A 24524-nucleotide genomic window follows, 5' to 3' on the forward strand; every position below is an offset into this window, starting at 1 on the left:
CAAAAAAAGCCCGCCGGAAGGCGGGCTTTTTCGATCGGGGCTTGTCAGCCTGCCTTAGGCAGCCTTGGTAGCCTCGTCGGACTCGTCGGTGTTGGAGGACCAAGAGATCTTGACCTCGTCACCCTTCTTGCCCGGTACCTTGATGTTCAGGTACGGGTTCTTGGAAACGGCTTCCGACAGGTTGCCGTCCATGACGGTCTCACCGTTGACTTCGACCATCAGCTTTTGGATGTAGTTGGCCGGAATCTTCTTGCCGGTGGACTTGTCTTCGCGGTTGCCAGACTCCATCGGGTGACGGATCAGGGCCTTCACGTCCAGAACGTCGCCGGCCGGAGAGATGCGCATGCGGATAGTAGACATAATCTATACCTCTTGGGTTATCTGTCTGTAATCAATGACTTCGGTCTATCAGAGGCTCGATTAGCCGCCGCAGCCACCGATGGTTACCTTGACTTCCTTGGATGCGGAGTACAGCTTGCCGCCTGCCTCTACAACGCCGGTGACGTCGTCGGTCTCGCCCATACGGATACGGGTGGAGACGAACGGGTTGGCACCAGACAGATCGAAAGAAGCGACCAGCGGGGTCGGGTTCTTCGAAACGAAGATGGCGACCTTCTTGGCCTCGGCGATGGAGGACTCGACGGTAACCGGAACAACAGCACCGTTCTCAGCGATGTCCGGAGCCTTGACGGAAACGTCGCCGGACTCGGTTACGTCACCAGAGCCGAACAGCTCGGTCAGAGCAGCGTCCATCTTGGTGGCATCGAACGCAGCGGTCGGCCACTCGGAGGCCAGAACGGTACGCGGCGAGAGCAGGCCAGCACCAACGGCCAGACCAGCAGCACTGGCAGCAAGGCTGCCCTTCAGAAATACGCGACGCTTGGTTTGCATATCTTAACTCCTCGTTAATGTGTGGTTGTCCACGCCCCATCTGTAGCACGCCCTGTGCCAGCTTTATAAGTGGTTGAAACAAATGGTTTTGGCGGCGTTTTGGTGCGGAGTTGCAGATTGCAATCTGCAATTTTTCGGCGGGGTGGATTGCAGTGGCGAACCGGGCGGCCGGCCACGACCGCTCACTTCTTCTCGTAACTCTGCAGCTTGCGCCAGAGGGTCGACTTGTTGATGCCGAGAATGCCGGCCGTCCGCTCGCGGTTGCCCTCGGCGTGGGCAAGGGTCTTCTCGATGTAACGGCGTTCGAGCACCTCGAGAGTGGGGTGGTCGGCATCGATGGCTGATCCATCGGAGACGCTGCTGGCGGTGTCGTCGCTGCCGAGCTGCAGGTCGATTTCCTCGCTGTCGGAGAGTGCGACGGCTCGCTCGACGGCGTTCTTGAGCTCGCGCACGTTGCCCGGCCAGGGGTAGTCGAGGATCGCCTTGGATGCGCGTTCGGTCAGCTGGGTGGCCGGCCGTCGGAACCGCTCGGCGAACTCGTCGATGAAGTGTTGGGCCAGTACCGGGATGTCGTCGGGGCGATCGCGCAGGGGCGGCATCTGCAGGCGGACCACGTTGAGTCGGTGGTAGAGGTCGTGGCGGAATGTCCCCTCGCGCACCATCTCGGTCAGGTTGCGGTTGCTCGCGACGATGAAGCGCACGTCGATGGGAATACTCTGCACGCCGCCGACGCGGGTGATTTCCTGCTCCTGTACCACGCGCAGCAGCTTGACCTGCATCGCGTCGGAGATGTTGCCGATCTCGTCGAGGAAGACCGTGCCGCCGCTGGCGACCTCGAGCAGGCCCGGCTTGCTGTTGGTGGCGCCGGTGAACGCCCCTTTCTCGTGACCGAACAGCTCGTTTTCCAGCAGGGTGTCGGTCAGGGCGCCGCAGTCGATGACGATGTACGGCGTGTGGGCAAAGTCGGAACGTTCATGGGTCGCCCGGGCCGCCAACTCCTTGCCCGACCCGGATTCGCCCTCGATCATCACGTTGATGCGCACGTCGTGGATCTTGTCGATGATGCGGTAGACCGCCTCGATGGCGGGTGAATGCCCCATCATCGCCCGTTCGTTGGTATCCGGCGCCTCGGCCGGACTGGGCGCCTCGTCGCCGAGCAGGCGATGCACCAGGGCGATCAGTTCTTCCGGGTCGTAGGGCTTCTTGACGAAGTCGCTCGCCCCCAGGCGCAAGGCCTGAATGGCGTTGTCGATGGTCGAGTAGCCGGTGATCAGGATCGCCGGCAGCTTCGGCCAGCGTTCGCGCAGCCACTCGAGGAATTCCAGGCCGTTCATGCCCGGCATCTTCAAGTCGGAGATCACCAGGTCGACCGGGTGTTCGAGTAGCCACTGCTGGGCCGCCTCGACCGACTGGAAGCCGTGCACCGTCAGCCCCTCGGTGCGCGCATAGCGGGTGAACAGGTCCGAGGCGCGTTCGTCGTCGTCGACAAAGGCGATGATGGGCGGGTTGTCGCTTGAGCGTTCTGTCGTCATGACTGCGTGATCGAGTGACCGGAATCGTGATTCGAATGAGTGACGCGCGGACGGGCCTTGTGCCGCGGCAGCTCGACGCGTGCGAGCACGCCGCGGGCGCCTGGTTCGCCGGCGTCACGGCGATTTTCCAGGCTGAGGTCGCCGCCGTGATATTGGACGATGCCGAGGCTGATCGACAGGCCGAGGCCCGTGCCGCGATCGACCGCCTTGGTGGTGAAGAACGGGTCGAAGATCTGGTCGACCACGTCCGGCGGCAGGCCGCTTCCTTCGTCGCGGATCTCGACGCGAATCGATTCTTCCAGGCATTCGGCCTGAATCAGTATATGCCCGCCCACCGGGCTTGCGTGGATGGCGTTGCGGATCAGGTTGGTGATGACCTGCTCCATCTGCCCGGGGTCGAACTCGGCCTCGCAGTGGGCCGTAGCGCTGAGCAGGGCCAGGTGCACGTCTGCCTCCATCGCCTCGGGTTCCATGCGATCGACCACTTCCTGCAGCCATTCGGCCAGGCGCACGGTCCGGTGTTCGGGCGGCAGCTGGCGGGCGAAATTCATCACGCCGCGCACGATCCGGCTGGCCCGGTGGGCCTCGGCGCGCAGGTCGGCCATGTCCGTTTGCACCCCCGTGTCGTCCGGCAGTTGCCGTTCGATCAGCCGTGTCAGGGTCAGGATGTTGTTGAGCGGGTTGTTGATCTCGTGCCCGATGCCGGCGGCCATCTCGCCGATCGAGGCCAGCTTGGCCTGCTGGAGCGCCTTGCGCTCGGCACGGTTGCGTCGGCGCGCCTCCTCGGCGAGTTGCGCGGTGAGATAGCGGAACGAGGTCTGCAGTTCCTGCACCTCGGTCGTGCGCGAGTCGGCCGGAATGGGTTCGTCCCGGTCGCCGTCGGCGAACCGCTTGAGCCGCTCGGACAGGTTGATGATCGGCCGCGAGAAGTAGCGTGCCCCCAGGCCGGCGATCAACAGGCTCATCACCAGAGCGAGCAGCCCGAAGCCGAACAGGCTCAGGCGGATGTCGCGGAACGGCTCGGTCGTGATGTTGGCGGGCAGCTTCACCGCCACGAACCAGGAGGCGAGGCTGTTCGGGTAGGGGTGGTATTCCTGGTAGTAGTAGCGGCTCTTGCCGACGCTATCCAGGTAGGCGCCGTTCGACTGCGCGACGGCGTCTTTCCAGAACTTGCCGCCATCGATGTGCTGGGCGTATCGCTGCGGTGGTTCGTCGCCGTTCTCGAACGGGCTGATGAAGCTCAGGTCGGTTTCGTCGTTGTAGAGCATCAGGCCGTCGCGGGCGGGGTGTCCCGGGTTGTGCTCGATCACCATCATCTTGCCGTCGCGGGGGCGCGGCGAGAACGACAGGATCTGGTCGAGCTGCTCGCCGAAGGTATTCACCACCACGTACCCCGCCGTACGGTCGTCGACGTTGCGCAGCGGGCGCACGGCGTAAAGCGTGCTGGGCTCGCGTTCCTCCAGCGTGTCGCCGAAGGCCAGCGGCAGCGTCATGAAGCTGATCTGGTCGGACGGCAGTTCCTTCAGGCGCTCGAGGAAGCGGTTGTTATCGAACTCTTCCTCGACGTAGTTCACCTGCCCGAGACTTTCGAAAGCCGGCGAGGCGACGCGCCCCAGGGTGACCTTGATGACCGTGTTGCCGGCCGCATCGAGAATGCGGATACTGCCGAGCCCGGGGATCGTGCGCTGCAGCCCGGCGAGAAACCGGTTGGCGTTGATGCGCATCGAGGTCAATTCGGGGTGGCGGATGCCCATGGCCGAGGCCATCAGGGCATTGAGCATGGTCTGGATTTCCTGGGCCTGGCCGATGCCCTCGACCACCTCGCGCTCGTAGCGCATCCGGTTGCTCATCTCGCCGATCAGCGAGTCGACGTTCTCGTCGACCTCGCGGCTGATCTCCTTCTGCAGCCGTTGCTCGCTGTAGGTGGTCACACCCCAGACGAGCAGCACCAGCGGTACCACCGTGGCGGTGAAGGTCCACAGGAAGATGCTGACCGGCAGACGCATGGAAATCGGGCCTCGGGGCGCTCCCGACGGGGCGGGCGCATGGAATTAATGATGAAGGTGACGCTATCACAAAGCACGACTGGACACAGTGGCTGGCCCGGCAGGATGACGCCGGTCTCACCCGGCGTCTGACGGTCGCCGATTCGCCGCAGGGGCCGCGGATGCGTATCGACGATCGCGATCGTCTGACCTTCTGCAGTAACGACTACCTCGGGCTGTCGGCCGACCCGCGGCTGGCCGAGGCGATGTGCGGCGCGGCGACGCGTTACGGGGTGGGGGCCGGCGCCGCCCATCTGATCAATGGCCATTTCACCCCGCATCAGCGTCTCGAAGAAGAACTGGCCGAGTGGCTCGGCGTGGCGACAGCGCGTCTGTTCTCCACTGGCTACATGGCCAACCTCGGCGTTGTCGGTTCGCTGGTGGGGCGTGGCGATACCGTGATTGCCGACCGGCTCAACCACGCCTCGTTGATCGACGCGGTGCAGCTGTCCGGCGCGCGCCTGTCGCGCTATCGGCACAACGACCTCGACGAGCTCGAGGCACGGCTGTCGCGGGCGAAGGGCGAGCGGCTGATCCTCACCGACGGCGTGTTCTCCATGGATGGCGATGCCGCGCCGCTTGCGGAACTGGTCGAACTGGCCGAGCGCTTCGATGCGTGGCTGGTGGTGGACGAGGCGCATGCCTTCGGTGTGCTCGGCGAGGCCGGCCGCGGCAGCTTCGAGGCGGCGGGGCTGGTGCCGGGCGAGCGTGTGTTGCGGGTTGGCACGCTGGGCAAGGCCTTCGGCACTGCCGGGGCCTTCGTGGCGGGCGCGGCCGAGCCGCTCGAGGTGCTGCTGCAGCGGGCGCGGACCTACCTGTTCACCACCGCCCAGCCGCCGGCGGTGGCCGAGGCCTCGCGCGCGGCCCTTGCGATCGTCCGGTCGGAAGGCTGGCGGCGCGAGCGTTTGCAGTCGCTGGTCGCGGCCTTCCGCGAGGCGGCTTCCGTCCTTGACGGGGTCGAGCTGATGCCCTCGGCCACGCCGATCCAGCCGCTGGTCGTGGGGGAGGCCTCGCGGGCCGTGGCCATGGCCCATCGGCTGGCGGATCGCGGCCTGCTCGTTCCGGCGATTCGCCCGCCCACGGTACCCCGGGGAAGCTCCCGGCTGAGAGTGACGTTCAGCGCCGCCCACGAGGATGACGACTTGAGCCAACTCCTGTCAGGACTGCGTGAATGCACTACCATCCGCTGACAGGGCCGCGGCATGTTTGTGCCGCGGGCTGTCGATGCGAACAGGGAGCCGCAAGTGACTCGGAGGCGAGGGAAGGGCGACTCCGGACGCGAACCTGTCGCGCATCGCGTTGTCACAACGGGTAATCGGCGCCCGCTGGTCTCAAGCGCGGCGCCATCCGATTTCTGACCATTTCTCAAGGAGTGATAACAATGAAACACCTTAGTCTGATTGCCGTTCTTGCCGCCACGCTAGTGGCTGCCGGCTGTGCCCAGAACCCCTACACCGGGGAAAATCGCAAGACCGCGACCGGGGCGACCGTCGGCGCCGGTGCCGGTGCGCTTCTCGGCAACGTGATTGCGCCGAGCGGCAACCGTACCGGCGGTACCCTGATTGGTGCCGCCGTCGGCGCCACGGTTGGTGGCCTGATCGGTCGCCAGATGGACAAGCAGGAGCAGCAGCTTCGTCAGGACATGCAGGGCACCGGCGTTGACGTCCAACGCCAGGGCGACACCATCCGCCTGCAGGCGCCTGAGTCGATTACCTTCCAGACCGACAGCGCCGAAATCCAACCGCAGTTCCGCCGCACGCTGAACGACATCGCCGCCTCGATCCAGCAGTACCCGAACACCGTGGTGCGCGTCGAGGGGCATACCGACTCGACCGGTTCGGCGAGCTACAACCAGGACCTGTCGGTCAATCGCGCGCAGAGCGTCGCCAGCTACCTGGCTCAGAGCGGCGTGAGTTCGTCGCGCGTTCAGGCCATCGGCTACGGCGAGAGCCGTCCGATCGCGACCAATTCCACGCCGCAAGGGCGTGCGCAGAACCGTCGGGTCGAGATCCTGATCCTGCCGCAGCAGCAGTAAGGCATCCCATCCGAGCGGAACATCAGGCCCCGGCAACCCCGGGGCCTTTTTCGTGGGGTCAGGGCAGTCGCCCGGGTGGCTCGAGTTGCTGGCCGACCGCCAGGCCGAGCCGGTCGCTGCTGCGGGCGGGCAGTTCGAGCACGTAGCGGGCCGGCTGCGCCGCCGGGTATTCGCCGCACGGCATGCTCGGGCATGGCGGGGCGGCCACGACCCGGTCGACGATGCGCCAGTCGGTGTCGAGGTAGAGGATGTCGAGTTCGAAGTGCACGTTGCGCATCCAGAACGCTCGCGGCGCTTCGTCGGCATACAGGAACAGCATGCCGTGACCGGCTTCGAGCTGCGAACGGCCCATTAGGCCGCGCTGGCGGCTGGCGGGTGTGCTGGCCAGTTCGACCACGAACGGCTCGCCGGCCAGCAGCATGGTTCGGCTCTCGCCGTCGACCGAGGCCAGCGGGTTGGGCGGGGCCGTGGCGGCCCACGCCATCCAGCTGAGCAGGGCCGATCCTCCCAGTATCAGGGCGAGAACGGATGCGCGTGCTTGGCGACGTGGCGAGATGGTCATGTCGGCAGGGTAGCGCAAGAGCACCCTCGGCCTGACGATCACGGCGGGCGCTGATAAGATGAGCGCCCGTCGTCCAACCCCATTCCAGGCTCCCGGCCCATGACCGATTCCTCCCGTCCCGATGTCGACAAGCGCCGCGCCGAGGCGCTCGAGTACCACGCCCATCCGCAGCCGGGGAAGATCGCCACGGCGATCACCAAGCCCACCGAGACCGCACGCGATCTCGCGCTCGCCTACTCGCCGGGCGTGGCCGAGCCGGTGCGCGCCATCGCCGCCGACCCGGATGCCGCCTGGCAGTACACCGCCCGCGGCAACCTGGTCGCGGTGATCTCCGACGGCTCGGCGATCCTGGGGCTGGGCGATCTTGGTCCGTTGGCCTCAAAGCCGGTCATGGAGGGCAAGGGCGTGCTGTTCAAGCGCTTCGCCGACATTGACGTGGTCGATCTCGAGCTCGAGGCCGAGAACCCGACGGCCTTCATCGACACGGTCCGCCGACTCGAGCCGTCTTTCGGCGGCATCAATCTCGAGGACATCAGCGCGCCGCGCTGCTTCGAGATCGAGTCCGCGTTGAAGAAGGCGATGGACATCCCGGTCTTCCACGACGACCAGCACGGTACGGCGATCATCATCGCCGCCGGCCTGACCAATGCCCTGCGCCTGCAGGGCAAGCGCCTCGAGGAGGCGCGGCTGGTGCTGGTGGGTGCCGGGGCGGCCGGCACGGCGACCCTCAACCTGCTGCTCGACATGGGCCTCAAGCGCAACAACCTGCTGGTGGTCGACCGTGTCGGCGTGCTCCACGAGGGGCTCGAGGATCTGCCTGAGCACCACCGGCGCTTTGCCGCGAAGACCGAGGCGCGCACGCTCGCCGATGCCCTCGACGGAGCGGATGCCTTCGTCGGCCTGTCGGCACCGAACCTGATGAGCGAGGAGATGCTCGCCAGCATGGCGGACAAGCCGGTGGTGTTCGCCCTGGCCAATCCCGACCCGGAGATCCTGCCCGAGGTCGCCCACACCGTGCGTGATGACCTGATCATGGCGACGGGACGCAGCGACTACCCCAACCAGGTCAACAACGTGCTGGCTTTCCCGTTCATCTTTCGCGGCGCGCTCGATTGCCGGGCGCGTAGCATCACGCCCAACATGAAGATCGCCTGCGTCGAGGCGCTGGCGGCGCTGGCGCGCGAGGAGGTGCCGGCCTCGGTGCTGGCGGCCTACGAGCTCGACGAGATGGCTTTCGGCCCCGAGTACATTCTGCCCAAGCCGTTCGACCCGCGCCTGATCGAGCGCCTGCCGCTGGCGGTGGCCCGAGCTGCGGAATCCGATGGTGTTGCGCGCATGACCTATCGCCCGCATCCGATGCCAGAGGCCGACCGCTCATGAGTCAGGCGCGCGCCTGGTTGATCGACGCCCACGCCCAGATCTGGCGGGCGTGGCACGTCTACGACAAGGGTCGCACCGACGGGGCGGGGCGGCCCGTCAACGCCATGCTGGGCTTCGCCGACTACCTTCTTGCCTTGCTCGAGTCGACCTGGCTACCCAACCAGCCGGCGCCGATCATCGCTGCGATCTTCGATGCCCCCTGCGGTCGCGGTCATCGTCAGGCGATCTACCCCGACTACAAGGGCCACCGGCCGCCGACGCCGGCCGATCTCAAGGAGCAGTTCCCGCGCTGTCGCGAGCTGGCCGAGGCGGCCGGTTTCGGGGCGCTGGATCACGCCGGTTTCGAGGCCGACGACGTCATCGGCACGCTGGTCGGACGGCTGCGTAACCGTGAGCGGGCGGTCACCATCGTCACCGGCGACAAGGATCTCGCCCAGCTGCTCGGCCCGGACGATCGCTGGTACAACCCGATGCGCGGCTCGGTGATGGCCTACGGCGATGTCGAGCGGCGATTCGGCGTGCGCCCGGCGCAGATCGCCGACTGGCTGGCGCTAACCGGGGATGTGGCGGACAACATCCCGGGCGTGCCGGGCATCGGCCCGCGCACCGCCGCCCGGCTGCTGCGCAAGCACAGCTGCATCGACGGCATCTACGAAAACCTCTCGGCGGTCTACGGGATGAAATTCCGCGGGGCGCCCCGGGCGCAGCGCCTGTTGCAGGAGCACGAGGCGCAGGTGCGTCTGTCCCGACAGCTGACCGAGATCGTCTGCGACCTGCCGCTGGCGCATACCCCGCAGCCGTGGCAGGGCATCGACCGCGACGCCCTGGTCGGTCTGCTTGAGCAGGCCGGTGCCGATCCCGCGCAGATCGAGCGCTGGGAGGCCTGGGACGCTCCGCTTGTGCGCACCGCCTGATGCTGATTGCCTTCAACAAGCCCTACGACTGCCTGAGTCAGTTCACGCCCGCACCGAACAGCCCGGCGGCGACGCTCGCCGACTGGATTGATTGCCCCGGCGTCTACCCCGCCGGCCGGCTTGACCGCGACAGCGAGGGCTTGCTGCTGCTCACCGATGACGGGCGCCTGCAGAATCGTCTGGCCGACCCGCGTCACAAGCTTGCCAAGGTCTACCTCGCCCAGGTCGAGGGCGAGATAGACGAGGCGGCGCTTGCCGCCCTGCGACGAGGGGTCACCCTCAAGGATGGCGCCACACGCCCTGCCGGTGCCGAGCGGGTCGTCGAACCCGACTGGCTCTGGCCGCGCAACCCGCCGGTGCGCTACCGCAAGACCGTGCCCACCAGTTGGGTGCAGATCACGCTGCGCGAGGGACGCAATCGCCAGGTGCGCCGTATGACCGCCCATGTGGGCTTTCCCACCCTGCGCCTGATTCGGGTCGCCATCGGCCCCTATCGCCTCGATGAACTCGCCCCGGGCGAGTGGCGTGAACTGGCGAGCTGATCGCCTTTTCCCCAGCCTCTCCTGTCGAGAGCGGGGTTGGCATGATTTTCCGACCGGCCTACTCGGGTAAAAGTCGTTTTTTCGCAATGGGTTAGCCCACGAATTCGCCCCGATTTTCCCCCTCGCTTTGCGCCGGGCCCGATTATCGGGTAGATTGCGCGCTCCGCTCGGCGCGGCGGGGCGTCGGCAGTTGCTGGTTTGGGTTTGCAAAACAGTGACTTGCCGGTTGGTGGGTGAGCAAGAGAACGGGGCGTGCCATGAACATCATGAAGCAGTTTTTGCTGGGTCGTCGGCTGGTGGGCAGCTGGGCGGCGGAACAGGGCGTCACGCTCGATGACGCCGCAGCCGTCCGGCTGGCCGAGACCCTTGCTTCACGTGACTGGAACGCCCCGCGTGCGGCGGACGACCTCGACCTGTCGCTGCTCTCCTTCCTGATCCTCGAGACGGCCCACCGCTACTACGTCCAGGCCGACAAGGCGCTCAAGACCTGTCAGTCCGAGGGCGGTCGGGCGCTCTACCCGGCCTCGATGCTGCCCGAGCGCCTGGCGGACCTCGCCGCGACGTTGCGTTTCTACGACGAACTGCCGGCGATGGCGGCCTCCCTGCCGGCCAACGGACTGGCAAGCATGCAGAGCCTGACCAACACCCTGTTCGCGGTGCTGGGTGCTCAGTTCCCCGAGCACATGGCCGAGGTGCACGCGCAGGCCATGCGTGATGAGGTGGCCGAGGCGGTGCGCAGCGGCTATCCCCGCGCCGCCGCCCACGTACCGGTCTACTCGCCCACGCACCTCGAATTCGTGGGTGCGATCGAGAAGACCCGCTGCATCTTCGCGCCGTCAGGCAAGTACTGGGGGGCACGCGACTACGACGAGGCGCGCGGTCTCGAGGCGAACGTGCGCCAGTTTGGCGAGGACCTGTTCCGCTTCATGACGGTGGCCGGCAAGGAAAAGTTCAAGGGACTGGCCTTCCGCCTGCCTGCCTCGTTCAGCCGTTCGATCGAGCAACTGGCCGAGACCACCGCGCTGCTGCTCGATGGGCTCAATCGCATCGACCCGGCCGGTTCCGCCTGCCTCGAGCGGGTCGACGACAAGCCCGGCTGGAAGTTCGAATGGGCCGGCGAGACCATGTTCCTGACTGCCTTCGGCGTGTGCTACCCGGAAGATCACCCCCGCAACCCGTACGGCTTCGATTACACCTATTTCTTCTTCCAGCCGGACTTCGTGCTGCGCAACCACCCTGGCCTGATCGACGGCAAGGAAGAGATCTCGCGCCAGCGCATCCTCGCCTCGTTCCGCAAGGACGGCATGGACTACGACAACGCCGGCAAGGAAGCCGAGCACGCCCGCTACCTGCGCCCCATGGCGGCCGACGGCCCGGTTGTGGCCTGGTGGGACTACCTGCCGTCGCGTCAGCGTCAGACGGTCGAGCCGCTGGCAGCCGCTGTCTGATTGGCGCCAAGCCCCGCTCGCGAGGGCGGCGCTGTGTGCAACGCTGCCAGCCTGATGGTCGATCGCTCCCCCGCATTCCCTGCAATTTCCGTTAGTTAGGCGGAATTGATAGTGGTCTGGGCGGCCGGGTTCTGTGATAATTCCGCCCCCGTATACAAGGCGTGGCAAGGAAGCCGCGTCCAATCGTGCCGCTCGTTTCGTGACGGGCGGCGCCGAAAAGGAGCTAACGGCAGATGACTGAAGTTAATGCCATTCGCCTGATTCGCCGCAAGGCGATGTTGCTGGCCATCCTCGGCATTTTCGTCAGCGGTGTCCTGGTCGCCGTGGTGACGGCCGTCCCCATGTATCAGTCCGCCCGCGAGGGTCTTGAGCGCAGCACCCTGATGGGGGTGCAGGCGCAGGGGGCTGCGCTCGACAATCTCGTGCAGCGCTACGAGGGCATTGCCCGCCAGATCACCAGCCGCACCGAGATCCGTCGACACCTGGAACGGTATGTCGATGGCGAGTTGCCGATCGGGCAGTTGGTATCGTTCACCAATCCGCGTCTCGCCGAAGCGCTGGAGAGCGAGCCGGCGCTGCGCGGCATCAAGCGGCTCGGGCCGATGGGTGAGGTGATCGTCGATCAGGGCGACGGTGGCGTGATGCCGGATCTTTCGCGGCTGTCGGATCTTCACGGTATCGAGAGCCAGTTGGTCCGGGTCGACGGTACGGTCATCTGGCGGACGATCGTGCCCATCGTCGATGACCTCGGGCTCCGGGTCGGGACCGACGTGATGTTCTTCGAGGTTGACAATCTGGTCGACCTGCTCCAGCGCACTCGTACGCTGGAACCCTCCGCTCGCGGCTTTCTCGTCGATCGCGACGTCGGTCGGGTGGTCGGCATCGATCCGGCCAGCGGCAAACTGGTGATCTCGTCTGCTCGCGACGTGCTCTCCGGTGGCGTTTCCCGCATCGACCCGACCGAGTCGGGCGTGGTCTGGCCTAATCTGGACCGCGAGAGCGGTGTGCTGTTCCACACCCCCGTCGGTGGTGGGCGCTGCCTGCTGCTGGTCGAGGCGGGGTTCTGGACGTTCTACCAGCCGGTAATCATGCGCCTGCTCTGGCCACTGGGGCTGGTGTTCCTGCTGTTGCCCATCGTCGCCTGGCTGTCCGCCCGGGCCTTGCGGCCGGTGCTGCAGCGGCTGACCGAGCAGTCCGAGGAGCTGGAGCATTCGGCCGGCGAGCTGCGGCTGGCCGCGAGCGTGTTTGATGGTACCGGCGAGGCGATCATGATCACGTCGCCCAACCACCGTCTGCTGCGCGTCAATCCGGCATTCACCCGCATCACCGGCTTCGAGGCCGGCGAGGTGGTCGGCCGGCCGATGACCGACCTGTTTCAGCTGGACGAAGCGGACAGCGCGCGGCTGGATGCGATCTGTAGCCGGCTGGGGCGCGATCACAGCTGGGAAGGGGAGATGGATTACCGCAACCGTCGGGGCGAGCGCATGACCGCCCTGCAGACCATCAGCCAGGTGATCGACAGCCAGGGGCGGGTCAGCCACTACATCCACATCTTCAACGACATCACCGAGACCAAGGCCGCGCAGCGTCAGATTCGGCACCTGGCCCACCACGACGCGCTGACGGACCTACCCAACCGCGCCTCGTTGCGATTCCGTATCGAACAGGCGATCGAGCGTGCGGGCGTGGACGGAGGTCGCATGGCGGTGCTGTTCCTCGATCTGGACTTCTTCAAGGACGTCAACGATCGGTTGGGGCATGCCGTGGGCGATCGGCTGTTGCGCGAGGTGGCCGAGCGGCTGCGGCAACTGCTGCGTCACGAGGATACCGTCGGCCGGTTGGGTGGCGACGAGTTTCTGATCCTGCTCGAGGGGTTGCCGGCGGCGCACTTCGCCGGTCAGGTTGCCCGCAAGGTGATCGAGGTGCTTACCCGGCCGTTCGTGATCGACGGCGAGTCGATCCAGATCGGCGTGTCGGTCGGCATCGCCGTTTTCCCGGGGCAGGCCGTGGATGCCGATGGGTTGATCGGCCATGCCGATGCGGCCATGTACGAGGCCAAGGCGGCCGGTCGTGACACATACCGTTACTTCGATCGCGGCGCGGGGACGGCATAGCGCGACCGATCTCCAGTGGTCTCGTCCGGGCACGCGGCAAAAGAAAAGCCCCCGCGGCAAATACCGGCGGGGGCTTTTTCGTGCCAGTCGCGGACGGCGGTTTAGCCGTTGCGCTCCTGGATCAGGCGATGAATACGCGGGGTCAGGATCAGGTCCATCGCGTAGCTCATCTTGCCGCCCGGCACCACGATGGTGTTGTAGCGGGACATGAACGAGTTCGGGATCATCTGCAGCAGGTACGGGAAGTCGACGCCGAACTCGTCCGGATCGCGGAAGCGGATCACGACCACGCTTTCGTCCGGGGTCGGGATGTCGCGGGCGATGAACGGGTTGGAGGTGTCGACCGTCGGTACGCGCTGGAAGTTGACGTCGGTCTCCGAGAACTGCGGGGTGATGTAGTTCACGTAGTCCGGCATGCGGCGCAGGATGGTGTCGACGATCTTCTCGGCGGAGTAGCCGCGCTCGGCGTTGTCGCGGAAGATCTTCTGGATCCACTCCAGGTTGACGATCGGCACGACACCGACGCCCAGGTCGACGTGCTCGGCGACGTTGACGTCATCGGTCTTCACCAGGCCGTGCAGGCCTTCGTAGAACAGCAGGTCCGATTCGGCCGGGATGTCTTCCCAGGGGGTGAACTCGCCCGGGCCGAGGTTGGTGTTCAGGCGCGCGTTGTGCTCGGCGGCTTCTTCGTCGCTGTGCAGGTAGTAGCGCTTTTTGCCGGTGCCCGACTCGCCGTAGCTCTTGAACAGCTCGCCCAGCTTGTCGAAGTGGTTGGCATCCGGACCGAAATGCGAGAAGAAGTTATTGCCCTTCTCGGACTCGGCGGCCATGCGCTCGCGCATGTCCTTGCGGTTCAGGGCGTGGAAACTATCGCCCTCGATCACGACCGGCGAGATGCTCTCGCGACGGAAGATGTGGTTGAACGCCTTCTTGACGGTCGAGGTGCCGGCACCGGACGAGCCGGTAACCGCGACAACGGGATGCTTCTTGGACATGGTCCCTCCTGTTGGAAAGCAGTGAAAAACGAAACGTGGAAAGCGGTGGAATTCGGTCGGTTGGCCGCAGAGGAGCACGTTCAACAGCGTGCGGCTCGACTCCAGCGGCAAAACGAAAGCCCACGATAATAGGGGTTTACGCGACCGGGAACAAGTTGGTGGCGCCTCGGCCGGGTCGTCACCGCCGGGTTCGGGGGTCCGGTTGGCAGTCGCTCAGCGCTTTTCGGCCGACGGACTCCGGCGACGCCGTAGCCGCTCGACATGGATATTGCGGGCCAACCGGATGCTGGGTCTGACGACGTACTGGAGCGACGCTATCAGGAAGATCCATGCGCCGGCCGACTCGTAGGCGGGGAACAGGAACGCGAGGCTGCCCAGCGTGAACCACAGCCCGATCAGGAAGTCATTGGCCAGCACCGCGGTCTCGTAGCGTTGGTGGATGACCAGTGCTTCCGCGCCGAGGGGTAGCGTGAGCTTCGGGTCGCGGTCCATCGGATCAGCGGCGGCGGTAGAGCAGGTCGAAGACCTGGTGGCCACGTTCCTCGCCGCGACGCTCGAACTTGGTGCGCGGCCGCCAGTCGGGACGGGCGTTCTCCCCCGTGCCTGCGTGCTCTGCGGCGAAGGCCGGGTGAGCGTTGAGCACCTCGCGCATGTGCTCGGCGTATTCCGCCCAGTCGGTCGCGAGATGCCACAGGCCGCCGGGCTTGATGCGACTCGCGACCAGGTCGGCGAACGGTGTCTGCACGATGCGCCGCTTGTGGTGGCGCTTCTTGTGCCAGGGGTCCGGGAAGTAGAGCAGCAGCCGGTCGAGGCTGCCCTCGCCGAGCCGCTCCTCGACGAACGGCATGGCATCACCGCAGACCGCCATGAGGTTGGTCAGGCCGAAGTGCTCGATGCCGTTGAGGAGATGGCCGACACCGGGGCGGTGGACCTCGATGCCGATGTAGTCACCGTCCGGGTCCTTGGCGGCCATCTCGACCAGGCTGTCGCCGTTGCCGAAGCCGATTTCGAGGGTCAGCGGCGCCTGCCGTCCGAACAACTCACTCGGGTCGAGTTGCGGGCCGGTCGGCTCGATCAGGTATTTGGGCCCGAGCTCGTTCAGTGCCCGCTGCTGTCCCGGCGTGAGCCGGCCCTCGCGGCGAATGAACGAGCGGATGCGCCGGCGGATGCCGTCGCTTTTCTGGCTGGTCTCGCTCATGGGATCAGAAGAACAGGCCGTCGATGGGCGAGGAGGCGCTGGCGAAACGCTTGCGTGGCATGCGCCCGGCGAGGAACGACTCGCGGCCGGCCTCGATCGCCTTCTTCATCGCCGAGGCCATCAGGACCGGCTTCTTGGCATGCGCGATCGCGCTGTTCATCAGTACGCCGTCGCAGCCGAGCTCCATGGCGACCGCGGCATCCGAGGCCGTGCCGACGCCGGCATCGACGATGATCGGCACCTCGGCATTCTCGATGATGGTCAGCAGGTTGTACTTGTTCTGGATGCCCAGCCCCGAACCGATCGGCGCGGCCAGCGGCATGACCGCAACGCAGCCGATTTCCTCGAGTCGCTTGGCGACGATCGGGTCGTCGGAGGTGTACACCATCACCTCGAAGCCGTCCTCGACCAGGGTCTCGGCGGCCAGCAGCGTGTTGGTGATGTCCGGGTAGAGGGTCTTCTCGTCACCGAGGACCTCGAGCTTGACCAGGTTATGCCCGTCCAGCAGTTCGCGCGCGAGCCGGCAGGTGCGGATCGCTTCGGTGGCGGTGTAGCAGCCGGCGGTATTCGGCAGGATGGTGAAGCGCTCCGGCGGCAGCACGTCCAGCAGGTTCGGCTCGTTCGGGTTCTGGCCGATGTTGCTGCGGCGGATCGCCACCGTGACGACCTCGGCCCCGGCGGCCTCGGTGGCCTCACGCGTTTCCTGCATGTCCTTGTATTTGCCGGTACCGGTCAGCAGGCGTGAGGAAAAGCGGCGGCTGCCGACGACGAGCATGTCGTCGGCCAGCGGATTGGTGTCGGGACGATTGTCAGTCATGAGCGTGTTTTCGTTCGATGTGGTGTTCGGTGAGCGGTCAGTGTCGGGCGTCGGCCTGACGGCTGCCGCCTTCGATGGTGTCGTGCGGGTCGAGACTCAGCGGCAGGCCGTCGACAAGCAGCGGATCGTGCAGGTGCTTGAGCTTGATCACGGCCAGTACCAGGCTGCCGGAGCCGTCCGGCAGCGGCGCGCTGCGGACTACCTCGCCGGCCGCCTGGTCACTGTCGTTGACGACCGGGGTTCCGGATGCCGGCGGGGCCAAGCCCAGCACATGGCCGGCGAACAGTCGGCGGTTGGGCTTGCCGAGGTAATGCATCCGCGCGATCACTTCCTGGCCCGGATAGCAGCCCTTCTTAAGGCTGAATGCCTCGAGTTCGTCGAGATTGATCCACTGCGGGACGTAGTGCTCGACGGTCTCGCCGGTGACCTCGGGTACCCGGGACTCGATCGCAGCACGCTCCCAGCCACCCGTGTCGACCACGGCCGCGCCCGAGGCCTCTGCCACCAGGGGCGCGAGATCGGCGGCGGTGCCGTGGATGGCCACGCGCAGACCGTCGTTCGAGTCCTCGCGCAGGAAGAGCCGGCCCTGGCTGTCGACCGCGGCGGGCAGATGACCGGGCGACGGTGTCGCGGCGGCGAGTCGTGCGATCACGTCACAGGCTTCCGAGTCGGCGAAGGGACAGCTGGCTTCCCCGGCCTCGGTCGGCCAGGCGACGCCAACGGCGGATTGCTCCTCGCGCAGTTCAAGCGCCACATCGCGTCGTAGCACGTACATCTTCAGGCGTTTGAGCAGGTTGTCTGCCAGGTCGGCCCGAGTGACCAGCAGGAAGTGGTCGCCGTCGACGAGGACGCGCAGCAGCCCGAGCGCCCGGCCCTTGGCGCTGCAAAGGGCGGCGAAGCGTGCGGTGCCTTCCTCCAGTGCCTCGATATCCTGGGTAAGGATTGCATGCAGGAAGGGGCGGGCCTCTTCCCCGCCGACCTCGATCACGCGCCGTTCGGGCAGCTCGGTGATCTGCACGGTGCCCGGTTCCGGTGTGTCGGTCGGCTGCATCAGCTCGCGCCAGGCAGGTTGATTCGCTTCAGGCATCGACTACCCCAGTCGGTGGTCTCGATTGAACGGGTGCCAAGGATAGCATCCCCTCCGGCCCCGGGTTGTGCTAGAAAGGCGGTCATGGAACGCGCATCACAGGGATTTCGTGAGTGCCTGCGTGTCGATCTGCGACTGCTTTCGGCATGGATGGGCCTGATGCTGGCGGCATGGCTTGCCGCCAGCTGGGTGGTCTGGAGCGGCCCCTGGCCGATTGGCGCGCCGCAACCGTGGCAGGAAACGGTCTGGCGACTGGTCGCCTGGGTTGTCGTTTCCGTCTGGGTGGTCCGCGGCCTGCAGCATCGACCGCAGGGTTTTGCCCTCGAAGGGAGATTGGTCTGGTCGGGCGGGCACGGCGAGGTGGTATCGGCGAATGGCGAAACCGTGCGTGGGCCCGCCAGGTTGCAGTGGCAGAGCCCGCTGCTGGTGGGCGTGACGATCGACGATCCGGCCTCCGGCCCGCTGACGCTATGGTTGACGCCGTGGCGGTTGGGGGAGCGCGGGTGGTGGCGCCTGCAGCGTTTCCTGATGCTCGCCCGGCATTGAGTGCGCCGTGACTCGGTGTCAGGTGGATCGGCTCAGTCGGTTTGTCGCAGGCGGCGGTCGAGTACCTGCACTTGGCGGCGCAGTTCGTCGGGGGTGCCGCTGTTATCCAGTTCGTGATCGCTGATGGCTCGGCGGGCATCGTCGTCGACCTGCGCGGCGATCAGTGCATCGGCTTGTCTGTCGTCCAGTCCGGGACGGGTCGCCAGTCGCGCGCGGCGGTCGGCCAGGCGGGCGGTCAGGGTAACCACCGCGTCGAGCCAGTCCTGGTAGGCCGGCCATACCGCGGGTTCGGCAAGCAGCGGTACGACTACCAGGACGTAGGGTGCCCTCCCGGCAGCTTCGAGAGCCTGTCTGCGCGCTTCAGCCCGTATCGCCGGGTGAAGGATCGCCTCCAGCGCCGCGCGTTCCTCGGGGCTTTCGAGGATGCGTTGTCGCAAGGCAGTGCGGTCCAGTTGGCCGTCCGCCCCGATGATCGCCTCGCCGAATCGTTGCCGGATGGCCTCGAGACATTCGCCGCCGGGTGTGACCAGTTCTCGACTGATGGTATCGGTGTCGATCACCGGGATGCCCAGCTCGGCGAAGAAGCTGCTGACGAGGCTCTTGCCACTCGCGATTCCGCCGGTGAGGCCGACGATGCGCCCTCGTTTATCGGAGCTCGGTGGCTGGCTATGCAGGAGAGGTGCCGTCATGTCGGGATCAGGCCATGCCGCCCAGATAGACGGTCATGATCGGCTCGCCGAAATAGAGGGCGATCAGCCCGGCGATCGCCAGGTAGGGGCCGTAGGGAATCGGGATGCGGCGGTCGTGACGCAGGGCCAGGATCATCGCGATGCCGATCACGCTGCCGGCGAGCGCCGAGAACAGGATCACCAGTGGCAGCATCTGCCAGCCCAGCCAGGCGCCGAGTGCAGCGAGCAGCTTGAAGTCGCCGAACCCCATGCCTTCCTTGCCGGTCAGCAGCCGGAACAGCCAGTAGACCGACCAGAGCGCCAGGTAGCCGAATGCCGCCCCAAGGACAGCGTCCTGAAGCGTGACATGGTGTTCGGATAGCACGATCGGCAGCAGTAGGCCCAGCCACAACAGCGGCAGGGTGAAGACGTCGGGCAGGAGCTGGGTCTTGAGGTCGATCACCGCGGTGGCGAGCAGCGTCCAGCTGAAGACGATTACGGCTAGCCCCCAGGCGGTCGGGCCGAACTGCCAGGCGGCCAGGCCGGCCAGCACGGCGCCGGCCAGTTCGACCGACGGGTACTGCCAGCTAATCGGGGTCCGGCACTTGCCGCAGCGACCGCGCAGCCACAGCCAGCTGATGACGGGAATGTTCTGCCAGGCGCTGATCGGGGCGCCGCAGGACGGGCAGCGCGATCGGGGGTGGATCAGGTTGAACGGTTCGTCCTTGGCCGCTTGCTGTTCGTTATCTTCTTCTGCCAGCAGAGCCCGGCATTCACGTTTCCATTCGCGCTCCATCATCACCGGGAGGCGATTGATCACCACGTTGAGAAAGCTGCCGACCAGCAGGCCGAACAGGGAGGCGATCGCTACCCACAGGGTGGGATGCTCAGCAAGAAAGGCGGGTAGTTCGGACATGATTCAGGTGCCTGACATGGAAACGGCCCGTGCGTGGCGGGCCGTGAGGGAATCCGTCGGGGCGGAGCGGTCAGACCACGGCGCCCAGCTTGAAGATCGGCAGGTACATCGCGATAACCAGGCCGCCGACGACAACGCCGAGGAAGGCCATGATCATCGGCTCGAGCAGGCTCGACATCGCGTCGACCATGTTGTCGACCTCTTCCTCGTACATGTCGGCCACCTTGGCGAGCATGGTGTCGAGCGCGCCGGTTTCCTCACCGATAGCGACCATCTGCACCACCATCACCGGGAACAGGTTCGACTGCTGCATGCCGATGCGCAAGGGCGAGCCGGCGGAAACCAGGTCGCGCATGTTCATGACCGCATCGCGGAATACTGCGTTGCCGGTGGCGCCCGCCGTCGGCGGCAGGGCCTCGACCAGCGGCACGCCGGCGGAGAACATGGTCGACAGCGTCCGCGCGAAGCGGGCGATGGCCGACTTCTCCATCAGCGGGCCGAAGATCGGCAGCTTGAGGATCAGGCGGTCGAGGAAGTGGTTGAAGCGGTCGGAACGTCGCTTGACGAACACGAACAGGAAGATCGCTCCCGCGATGCCGCCGAAGATCCAGTACCAGTAGGCGCGGAACAGGTCCGACAGGTTGATCACGAACTGGGTGAAGGCCGGCAGGTCGGCGCCGAAGCCCTGGAACAGCGATTCGAACTGCGGGATGACGAAGATCAGCAGGATCGCGGTGACGATGAACGCGACCACCAAAACGGCCGTCGGATAAAACAGCGCCTTCTTGATCTTGCCCTTGAGGCTCTCGGTCTTTTCCTTGTAGGTCGCGATTCGGTCGAGCACGACTTCGAGCGCACCGGACTGCTCGCCGGCACGGACCAGGTTCACGAACAGCTCGTCGAAGTGCTTGCGGTGGCGGTCGAGCGCGTCGGCGAGGTTGGTGCCGCTCTCGACGTCGTTCTTGACCTCGTTGATGAGGTCCTTCATCGACTTTTTCTCGGCACTCTGGGCGATGATGTCCAGCGCCTGCACGATCGGCAGGCCGGCGTTCATCATGGTCGACAGCTGCCGGGCGAAGGTGGCGATGTCCCTGGGCTCGACCGGCTTGGAGCTGGAGAACAGCGGCTTGGCCTTGCGCTTGACCCGGATCAGGGTCATGCCCAGCCGCCGGATCTCGGCGCGCACGGCGGTATCGTTGAATGCCGCCATCTCGCCCTTGATCACCCGGCCTTCCTTGGTACGTGCCTCATAGCTGAAGACGGGTTTTTCGGTGCTCTTGTTCTTGGTTGCCGCAATGGCCATCTTGTCTCTCCCTTGAGCCCGGCCGGGTTCAGTCCTTGGTGACGCGGTTGATTTCCTCGAGGCTGGTCACGCCGGCGAGGACCTTCTTCAGGCCCGAACGCCGCAGATCGTCGATCCCTTCCTCACGCGCCTGATCGGCGATATCCATGGCGTTTCCGCCCTGCATGATGATGCGGCCCATCGCCTCGGAGACCGGCATGACCTGGTAGATGCCGACCCGGCCCTTGTAGCCGTTCGTGCACTGGTCGCAGCCGACCGCCTTGAATATCTTCGGCGAGTCGGCGATGTCGGCGGCGGTGAAGCCTTCACGCTGGAGCTCCTCGTCAGGAATGTTCTCCGGCGTCCGGCAATTATTGCACAGGCGGCGCGCGAGTCGTTGGGCGATGATCAGGCTGACCGACGAGGCGATGTTGTAGGCCGGCACGCCCATGTTGACCATCCGGGTCAGTGTCTGCGGTGCGTCGTTGGTGTGCAGCGTCGACAGGACCAGGTGGCCGGTCTGAGCCGCCTTGATGGCGATTTCGGCGGTTTCGAGGTCGCGGATCTCGCCCACCATGATCACGTCGGGATCCTGGCGAAGAAAGGCACGTAGCGCATTGGCGAAGGTCAGACCGACCTTCGGGTTGACGTTGACCTGGTTGATGCCCGGCACAACGATTTCCGCCGGATCCTCGGCGGTCGAGATGTTGCGATCGCCGGAGTTGAGAATGTTCAGACCGGTGTACAGCGAGACCGTCTTGCCTGAACCGGTCGGGCCGGTGACCAGGATCATGCCGTAGGGCTTCTCGAGCGTGTCCAGATAGAGCTGCTTCTGCCCGGGCTCGTAGCCCAGGTGGTCGATGCCGAGTTGGGCGCTCGACGGGTCGAGAATACGTAGCACCACCTTCTCGCCGAACAGGGTCGGGCAGGTGTTGACACGAAAGTCGATCGAGCGCTTCTTGGACAGCTTGAGCTTGATTCGCCCGTCCTGCGGGATGCGGCGCTCGGAGATGTCCATGCGGCTCATTACCTTGACGCGGGCAATGATGCGATCGGAGAGGTTGGCCGGTGGCTTGGCACTCTCGGTGAGCATGCCGTCGATACGGAAGCGTACCCGGAACTGCTTTTCGTAGGGCTCGATGTGAATGTCCGAGGCACCCTTGCGGATCGCGTCCGTCAGCAGCTTCGTGACGAACTTGACCACGATGTCGTCCTGGATCGAGGAATCCTCGACGTCGTGGGCGTCGTCCTCTTCCTTTTCGAACTGGACGTTGGCGAGATCGTCGTCGAGCTCCCCGCCGAGCGCGTCCATGCTGTCGCTCATCGCGTCTTCGAGCGCGCGGGCGATCTTCGGCGCCTCGGCGACGACCGCCTCGATCGCCATGTTGGTGGAAAAGCGGAAGCCGTCGAGCGCGCCGGTGTCGGAGGGGTCGCCGACCGCGACGGTCAGGCGCCGGCCACGTTTGAACAGCGGCAGGGCATTGTTGGCTTGCAGGACCTTCTCGGGCACCAGGTTGAGTGGCAGGTCGCTGGTGTCGACGGCGTCGAGGTTCACCAGCGGCAGCCCGAAGCGTTTCGCGCCGACGGAGGCGATGGTGGCAGCAGAGATGCCTTCGGCGAGCAGGGTGTTGATTAGTGACTCGCCGCTCTTCTCGGCCTTTGACTGAACGGTGTGAGCCTGATCGTTGGAAAGGGCTTCAGCCTTGACCAGTGCGCTCAGCAATCCATTGACGGGTGGTGCGCTCATCGATCCGCCTGTGCGTTCTCGCGTCCGTGTGTAATCTCATCGCGCCCGAGAGGGGCGCGGCTTTCGCAAAGCATGCCCGCTTGCCGGGTTCCTGACAAGCGGGTCAGTCCGTGTTTCGAGTCGGCTCGTTACTGGCAAGCCGGGATTCGAGCTCGGCGATCCGCGCCCGCAGACGGTCATTTTCCTCACGCGTGTCGACCAGTTCGGTGACGTCACGTTGGATGCCGATGAAGTAGGTGAGGCGGTCGTCGTCGTTGAACACCGGCGTGATCGACAGCTCGTTCCAGAACGGGGTGCCGTCTTTGCGGTAGTTGCGCAGCACGACGCGGCTTGCCTCGCCACGTTGAATGGCGTTGCGCACCTCGGCCAGCGGTGCCTGATCGCGGTCCCCATCCTGCAGGAAGCGGCAGTCCTGGTAGAGGATCTCCTCTTCCGGGTAGCCGGTCAGCTCCTCGAAGGCCCGGTTGGCATAGATCAGGATGTTGTCCGAGCCTTCCTGCTCGGCTATCACGATCCCGTCCGTCGAGGCGTTCACCGCCTTCTTGAGCAGATTCGCATCCAGCATCGAGGTCTGGATCTCCTGTGGGAACTGGGTAGTTGCGCGCATTGTGACACAGACGGTGGCGCCGCTACAGGACGGATGGCGGCGCTCAGTGGCGCGTTTGGCGGGGGGAGGCGTCGCTGAGCCCAAGGGCGTCCGCGACCTGGTTGCGGCAGAGCTGGATGTCGTCCTCGATCACCTGGCGCCAGCGTTGCATGAAATTGACCGCCTCGTCGCCATCGCGCGGCTGGAGCAACGGCAGGTCGCACCAGAACACACGGGCGCCGGCTCTTCGGGGCGCCGGGCGCGGGCTCTCGCCGGCGCCAAGTCGAATCCATGCCTTGCCCCCCCAGCGCCGCACCATCTGTTCGCGCTGGGCATCATTCAGACCCGTCGGCAGAAGGCGCGCGTGGAAGCGGTCGTCGTGCAGTGCGGAGAACAGGCGCAGGCCGCCAGCGGAAAAGGCTCTTCCGGGGACGAGGTTGTCGACCACCACGACCGGTGCGGCCGCGTGTCCCGGTGCGTCGGCCACCCAGTCGGCCCGACCCTTGACGTATTCGGACAGCCAGATAAGACCCAGGTCGCGGTCCGGCCAGCTGATGCGGGCCTCCAGTTGTGCCAGGGCCTCGATCAGAACATCCCGGAGATAATCCTCCGGCGTCAGCCACATCAGAGCGGTGGCCTCGGCGGCCCGCAGCTCGGTCGGGTCGAGGTCCATTGCGGCACGGATGACCCGATCGAGCAACGATCTCGCCGGCGTGTTCACCGGGGCCGGACCGGGTTCCTTTTGCGGTCGCGGGGAGGGTTCCTGACTTTCCTGGTCGAGTAGCAGCGCGATCTGGGCGAAGCCCATGCCGCTCTCGGCGAGCTCCTGGATGCGCTGGATGGTGCGGATGTCCTGCTGGCTGTAGAGCCGATGGCCGGCCGGTGTGCGTGTCGGACGGATCAGGTCGTAGCGGCGCTCCCAGGCGCGCAGTGTGATCGGGTTGACGCCAGTGATCTGCGATACCGAACGAATGGGCAGCAGGGCCTGACTTTCGTTGTCGGTGCGGTTGGGTTCGATCGTTGACAAGGCGCCACCTGCAGCAGGTCGAGTGGTGTACAAGTTGTGCATCGGTATTGTAGCAGTGACGCGCCGCGCACGCGTGAGCCCCCGCCCATCATGATGGTGGGCGAGCGGGGCTCGAGATGATGCGGGCCGGGGCTCGTCCCCGAAGGAATCGGCTCGTTGAGGAGCGGGAATAGGTTCGTCGTCGGGCGCGCG

Annotated in this window: 24 protein-coding genes; 8 read left to right on the forward strand and 16 right to left on the reverse strand. The window is 65.8% G+C overall.

All coding sequences use genetic code 11. From position 1 onward, the window contains the following. Positions 1-54 precede the first annotated feature (54 nt). From soxZ to LV476_RS09750, 4 genes are all read right to left on the reverse strand, one after another. Positions 55-360, reverse strand: coding sequence for a thiosulfate oxidation carrier complex protein SoxZ (gene soxZ, locus LV476_RS09735; protein WP_250075641.1), 306 nt, complete (start codon positions 358-360; stop codon positions 55-57). Between the two features lie 60 nt (positions 361-420). Continuing rightward, on the reverse strand, positions 421-891 hold the full coding sequence (gene soxY, locus LV476_RS09740; RefSeq protein ID WP_250075643.1) for a thiosulfate oxidation carrier protein SoxY: 471 nt from the start codon (positions 889-891) through the stop codon (positions 421-423). Between the two features lie 182 nt (positions 892-1073). Continuing rightward, positions 1074-2423, reverse strand: coding sequence for a sigma-54-dependent transcriptional regulator (locus LV476_RS09745; protein WP_250075645.1), 1350 nt, complete (start codon positions 2421-2423; stop codon positions 1074-1076). Beyond that, on the reverse strand, positions 2420-4429 hold the full coding sequence (locus LV476_RS09750; protein WP_250075647.1) for a sensor histidine kinase: 2010 nt from the start codon (positions 4427-4429) through the stop codon (positions 2420-2422). The genes LV476_RS09745 and LV476_RS09750 overlap by 4 nt, the downstream gene beginning before the upstream one ends. A 128-nt stretch (positions 4430-4557) precedes the next feature. Here LV476_RS09750 and bioF point away from each other — a divergent pair, with 128 nt between their 5' ends. Both bioF and LV476_RS09760 read left to right on the forward strand, forming a co-directional pair. Further along, the gene (gene bioF / locus LV476_RS09755) at positions 4558-5658 is read left to right on the forward strand and encodes an 8-amino-7-oxononanoate synthase (RefSeq protein ID WP_434062835.1); all 1101 of its coding nucleotides are present in this window, start codon (positions 4558-4560) and stop codon (positions 5656-5658) included. Between the two features lie 191 nt (positions 5659-5849). Continuing rightward, on the forward strand, positions 5850-6503 hold the full coding sequence (locus tag LV476_RS09760) for an OmpA family protein (RefSeq protein ID WP_250075649.1): 654 nt from the start codon (positions 5850-5852) through the stop codon (positions 6501-6503). Positions 6504-6561: 58 nt separating this feature from the next. Here LV476_RS09760 and LV476_RS09765 read toward each other — a convergent pair whose 3' ends face one another. After that, positions 6562-7083, reverse strand: coding sequence for a DUF192 domain-containing protein (locus LV476_RS09765; protein ID WP_250075652.1), 522 nt, complete (start codon positions 7081-7083; stop codon positions 6562-6564). Positions 7084-7164: 81 nt separating this feature from the next. Here LV476_RS09765 and LV476_RS09770 point away from each other — a divergent pair, with 81 nt between their 5' ends. The 5 genes from LV476_RS09770 (at position 7165) to LV476_RS09790 (ending at position 13463) form a co-directional block, all read left to right on the forward strand. Continuing rightward, the gene (locus LV476_RS09770; protein WP_250075654.1) at positions 7165-8445 is read left to right on the forward strand and encodes a malic enzyme-like NAD(P)-binding protein; all 1281 of its coding nucleotides are present in this window, start codon (positions 7165-7167) and stop codon (positions 8443-8445) included. Then, positions 8442-9359 carry a 5'-3' exonuclease gene (locus tag LV476_RS09775; RefSeq protein ID WP_250075656.1) on the forward strand — a complete coding sequence of 306 codons (918 nt, stop codon included), beginning with the start codon at positions 8442-8444 and terminating at the stop codon, positions 9357-9359. The genes LV476_RS09770 and LV476_RS09775 overlap by 4 nt, the downstream gene beginning before the upstream one ends. After that, positions 9359-9901 carry a pseudouridine synthase gene (locus LV476_RS09780; RefSeq protein WP_250075659.1) on the forward strand — a complete coding sequence of 181 codons (543 nt, stop codon included), beginning with the start codon at positions 9359-9361 and terminating at the stop codon, positions 9899-9901. Before LV476_RS09775 ends, LV476_RS09780 begins: the two co-directional genes overlap by 1 nt. 266 nt (positions 9902-10167) lie before the next feature. Further along, the gene (locus tag LV476_RS09785; protein WP_250075660.1) at positions 10168-11349 is read left to right on the forward strand and encodes a hypothetical protein; all 1182 of its coding nucleotides are present in this window, start codon (positions 10168-10170) and stop codon (positions 11347-11349) included. Between the two features lie 233 nt (positions 11350-11582). Then, the gene (locus tag LV476_RS09790) at positions 11583-13463 is read left to right on the forward strand and encodes a sensor domain-containing diguanylate cyclase (protein WP_250075662.1); all 1881 of its coding nucleotides are present in this window, start codon (positions 11583-11585) and stop codon (positions 13461-13463) included. 101 nt (positions 13464-13564) lie between these two features. On the opposite strand, the gene LV476_RS09795 is transcribed toward LV476_RS09790, so the two are convergent. The 5 genes from LV476_RS09795 to LV476_RS09815 form a co-directional block, all read right to left on the reverse strand. Beyond that, the gene (locus tag LV476_RS09795) at positions 13565-14458 is read right to left on the reverse strand and encodes a phosphoribulokinase (protein WP_250075664.1); all 894 of its coding nucleotides are present in this window, start codon (positions 14456-14458) and stop codon (positions 13565-13567) included. Between the two features lie 213 nt (positions 14459-14671). Continuing rightward, complete coding sequence (locus tag LV476_RS09800; protein ID WP_250075667.1) at positions 14672-14995, reverse strand: YrhK family protein; 324 nt, start codon at positions 14993-14995, stop codon at positions 14672-14674. After that, positions 14955-15656 (reverse strand): tRNA (guanosine(46)-N7)-methyltransferase TrmB, encoded by a 702-nt coding sequence (gene trmB, locus LV476_RS09805; protein WP_250075668.1) that lies wholly within the window; start codon positions 15654-15656, stop codon positions 14955-14957. The genes LV476_RS09800 and trmB overlap by 41 nt, the downstream gene beginning before the upstream one ends. A 4-nt stretch (positions 15657-15660) precedes the next feature. Then, positions 15661-16431 carry a thiazole synthase gene (locus LV476_RS09810; RefSeq protein ID WP_250076325.1) on the reverse strand — a complete coding sequence of 257 codons (771 nt, stop codon included), beginning with the start codon at positions 16429-16431 and terminating at the stop codon, positions 15661-15663. Between the two features lie 79 nt (positions 16432-16510). After that, positions 16511-17560: a YgfZ/GcvT domain-containing protein gene (locus LV476_RS09815; protein WP_250075671.1), complete on the reverse strand. Its 1050-nt coding sequence runs from the start codon at positions 17558-17560 to the stop codon at positions 16511-16513. A gap of 84 nt (positions 17561-17644) precedes the next feature. On the opposite strand from LV476_RS09815, the gene LV476_RS09820 reads away from it, so the two are divergent. After that, positions 17645-18106: a hypothetical protein gene (locus LV476_RS09820; protein ID WP_250075673.1), complete on the forward strand. Its 462-nt coding sequence runs from the start codon at positions 17645-17647 to the stop codon at positions 18104-18106. A 32-nt stretch (positions 18107-18138) separates the two neighbouring features. On the opposite strand, the gene coaE is transcribed toward LV476_RS09820, so the two are convergent. From coaE to LV476_RS09850, 6 genes are all read right to left on the reverse strand, one after another. Next, positions 18139-18795: a dephospho-CoA kinase gene (gene coaE, locus LV476_RS09825; RefSeq protein WP_250075675.1), complete on the reverse strand. Its 657-nt coding sequence runs from the start codon at positions 18793-18795 to the stop codon at positions 18139-18141. 7 nt (positions 18796-18802) lie between these two features. Continuing rightward, positions 18803-19690: a prepilin peptidase gene (locus LV476_RS09830; RefSeq protein ID WP_250075677.1), complete on the reverse strand. Its 888-nt coding sequence runs from the start codon at positions 19688-19690 to the stop codon at positions 18803-18805. A 70-nt stretch (positions 19691-19760) separates the two neighbouring features. Beyond that, positions 19761-20993, reverse strand: coding sequence for a type II secretion system F family protein (locus LV476_RS09835; RefSeq protein WP_250075679.1), 1233 nt, complete (start codon positions 20991-20993; stop codon positions 19761-19763). A gap of 28 nt (positions 20994-21021) precedes the next feature. Continuing rightward, on the reverse strand, positions 21022-22719 hold the full coding sequence (gene pilB / locus LV476_RS09840; RefSeq protein ID WP_250075681.1) for a type IV-A pilus assembly ATPase PilB: 1698 nt from the start codon (positions 22717-22719) through the stop codon (positions 21022-21024). Positions 22720-22822: 103 nt separating this feature from the next. Further along, positions 22823-23284 carry a PAS domain-containing protein gene (locus tag LV476_RS09845; RefSeq protein WP_250075682.1) on the reverse strand — a complete coding sequence of 154 codons (462 nt, stop codon included), beginning with the start codon at positions 23282-23284 and terminating at the stop codon, positions 22823-22825. A gap of 85 nt (positions 23285-23369) precedes the next feature. After that, positions 23370-24332: a MerR family transcriptional regulator gene (locus LV476_RS09850; protein ID WP_250075684.1), complete on the reverse strand. Its 963-nt coding sequence runs from the start codon at positions 24330-24332 to the stop codon at positions 23370-23372. Positions 24333-24524: the final 192 nt, after the last annotated feature.

The sequence above is a fragment of the Guyparkeria hydrothermalis genome (genome assembly GCF_023555385.1).
Taxonomy (GTDB): Bacteria; Pseudomonadota; Gammaproteobacteria; order Halothiobacillales; family Halothiobacillaceae; genus Guyparkeria; species Guyparkeria hydrothermalis_A.

Coding starts and splice junctions, on each gene's coding strand:
- soxZ (WP_250075641.1), bottom strand. CDS start 360: ATGTCTACTATCCGCATGCGCATCTCTCCGGCCGGCGACGTTCTGGAC.
- soxY (WP_250075643.1), bottom strand. CDS start 891: ATGCAAACCAAGCGTCGCGTATTTCTGAAGGGCAGCCTTGCTGCCAGT.
- LV476_RS09745 (WP_250075645.1), bottom strand. CDS start 2,423: ATGACGACAGAACGCTCAAGCGACAACCCGCCCATCATCGCCTTTGTC.
- LV476_RS09750 (WP_250075647.1), bottom strand. CDS start 4,429: ATGCGTCTGCCGGTCAGCATCTTCCTGTGGACCTTCACCGCCACGGTG.
- LV476_RS09760 (WP_250075649.1), top strand. CDS start 5,850: ATGAAACACCTTAGTCTGATTGCCGTTCTTGCCGCCACGCTAGTGGCT.
- LV476_RS09770 (WP_250075654.1), top strand. CDS start 7,165: ATGACCGATTCCTCCCGTCCCGATGTCGACAAGCGCCGCGCCGAGGCG.
- LV476_RS09775 (WP_250075656.1), top strand. CDS start 8,442: ATGAGTCAGGCGCGCGCCTGGTTGATCGACGCCCACGCCCAGATCTGG.
- LV476_RS09780 (WP_250075659.1), top strand. CDS start 9,359: ATGCTGATTGCCTTCAACAAGCCCTACGACTGCCTGAGTCAGTTCACG.
- LV476_RS09785 (WP_250075660.1), top strand. CDS start 10,168: ATGAAGCAGTTTTTGCTGGGTCGTCGGCTGGTGGGCAGCTGGGCGGCG.
- LV476_RS09790 (WP_250075662.1), top strand. CDS start 11,583: ATGACTGAAGTTAATGCCATTCGCCTGATTCGCCGCAAGGCGATGTTG.
- LV476_RS09795 (WP_250075664.1), bottom strand. CDS start 14,458: ATGTCCAAGAAGCATCCCGTTGTCGCGGTTACCGGCTCGTCCGGTGCC.
- trmB (WP_250075668.1), bottom strand. CDS start 15,656: ATGAGCGAGACCAGCCAGAAAAGCGACGGCATCCGCCGGCGCATCCGC.
- LV476_RS09810 (WP_250076325.1), bottom strand. CDS start 16,431: ATGCTCGTCGTCGGCAGCCGCCGCTTTTCCTCACGCCTGCTGACCGGT.
- LV476_RS09815 (WP_250075671.1), bottom strand. CDS start 17,560: ATGCCTGAAGCGAATCAACCTGCCTGGCGCGAGCTGATGCAGCCGACC.
- LV476_RS09820 (WP_250075673.1), top strand. CDS start 17,645: ATGGAACGCGCATCACAGGGATTTCGTGAGTGCCTGCGTGTCGATCTG.
- coaE (WP_250075675.1), bottom strand. CDS start 18,795: ATGACGGCACCTCTCCTGCATAGCCAGCCACCGAGCTCCGATAAACGA.
- LV476_RS09830 (WP_250075677.1), bottom strand. CDS start 19,690: ATGTCCGAACTACCCGCCTTTCTTGCTGAGCATCCCACCCTGTGGGTA.
- LV476_RS09835 (WP_250075679.1), bottom strand. CDS start 20,993: ATGGCCATTGCGGCAACCAAGAACAAGAGCACCGAAAAACCCGTCTTC.
- pilB (WP_250075681.1), bottom strand. CDS start 22,719: ATGAGCGCACCACCCGTCAATGGATTGCTGAGCGCACTGGTCAAGGCT.
- LV476_RS09845 (WP_250075682.1), bottom strand. CDS start 23,284: ATGCTGGATGCGAATCTGCTCAAGAAGGCGGTGAACGCCTCGACGGAC.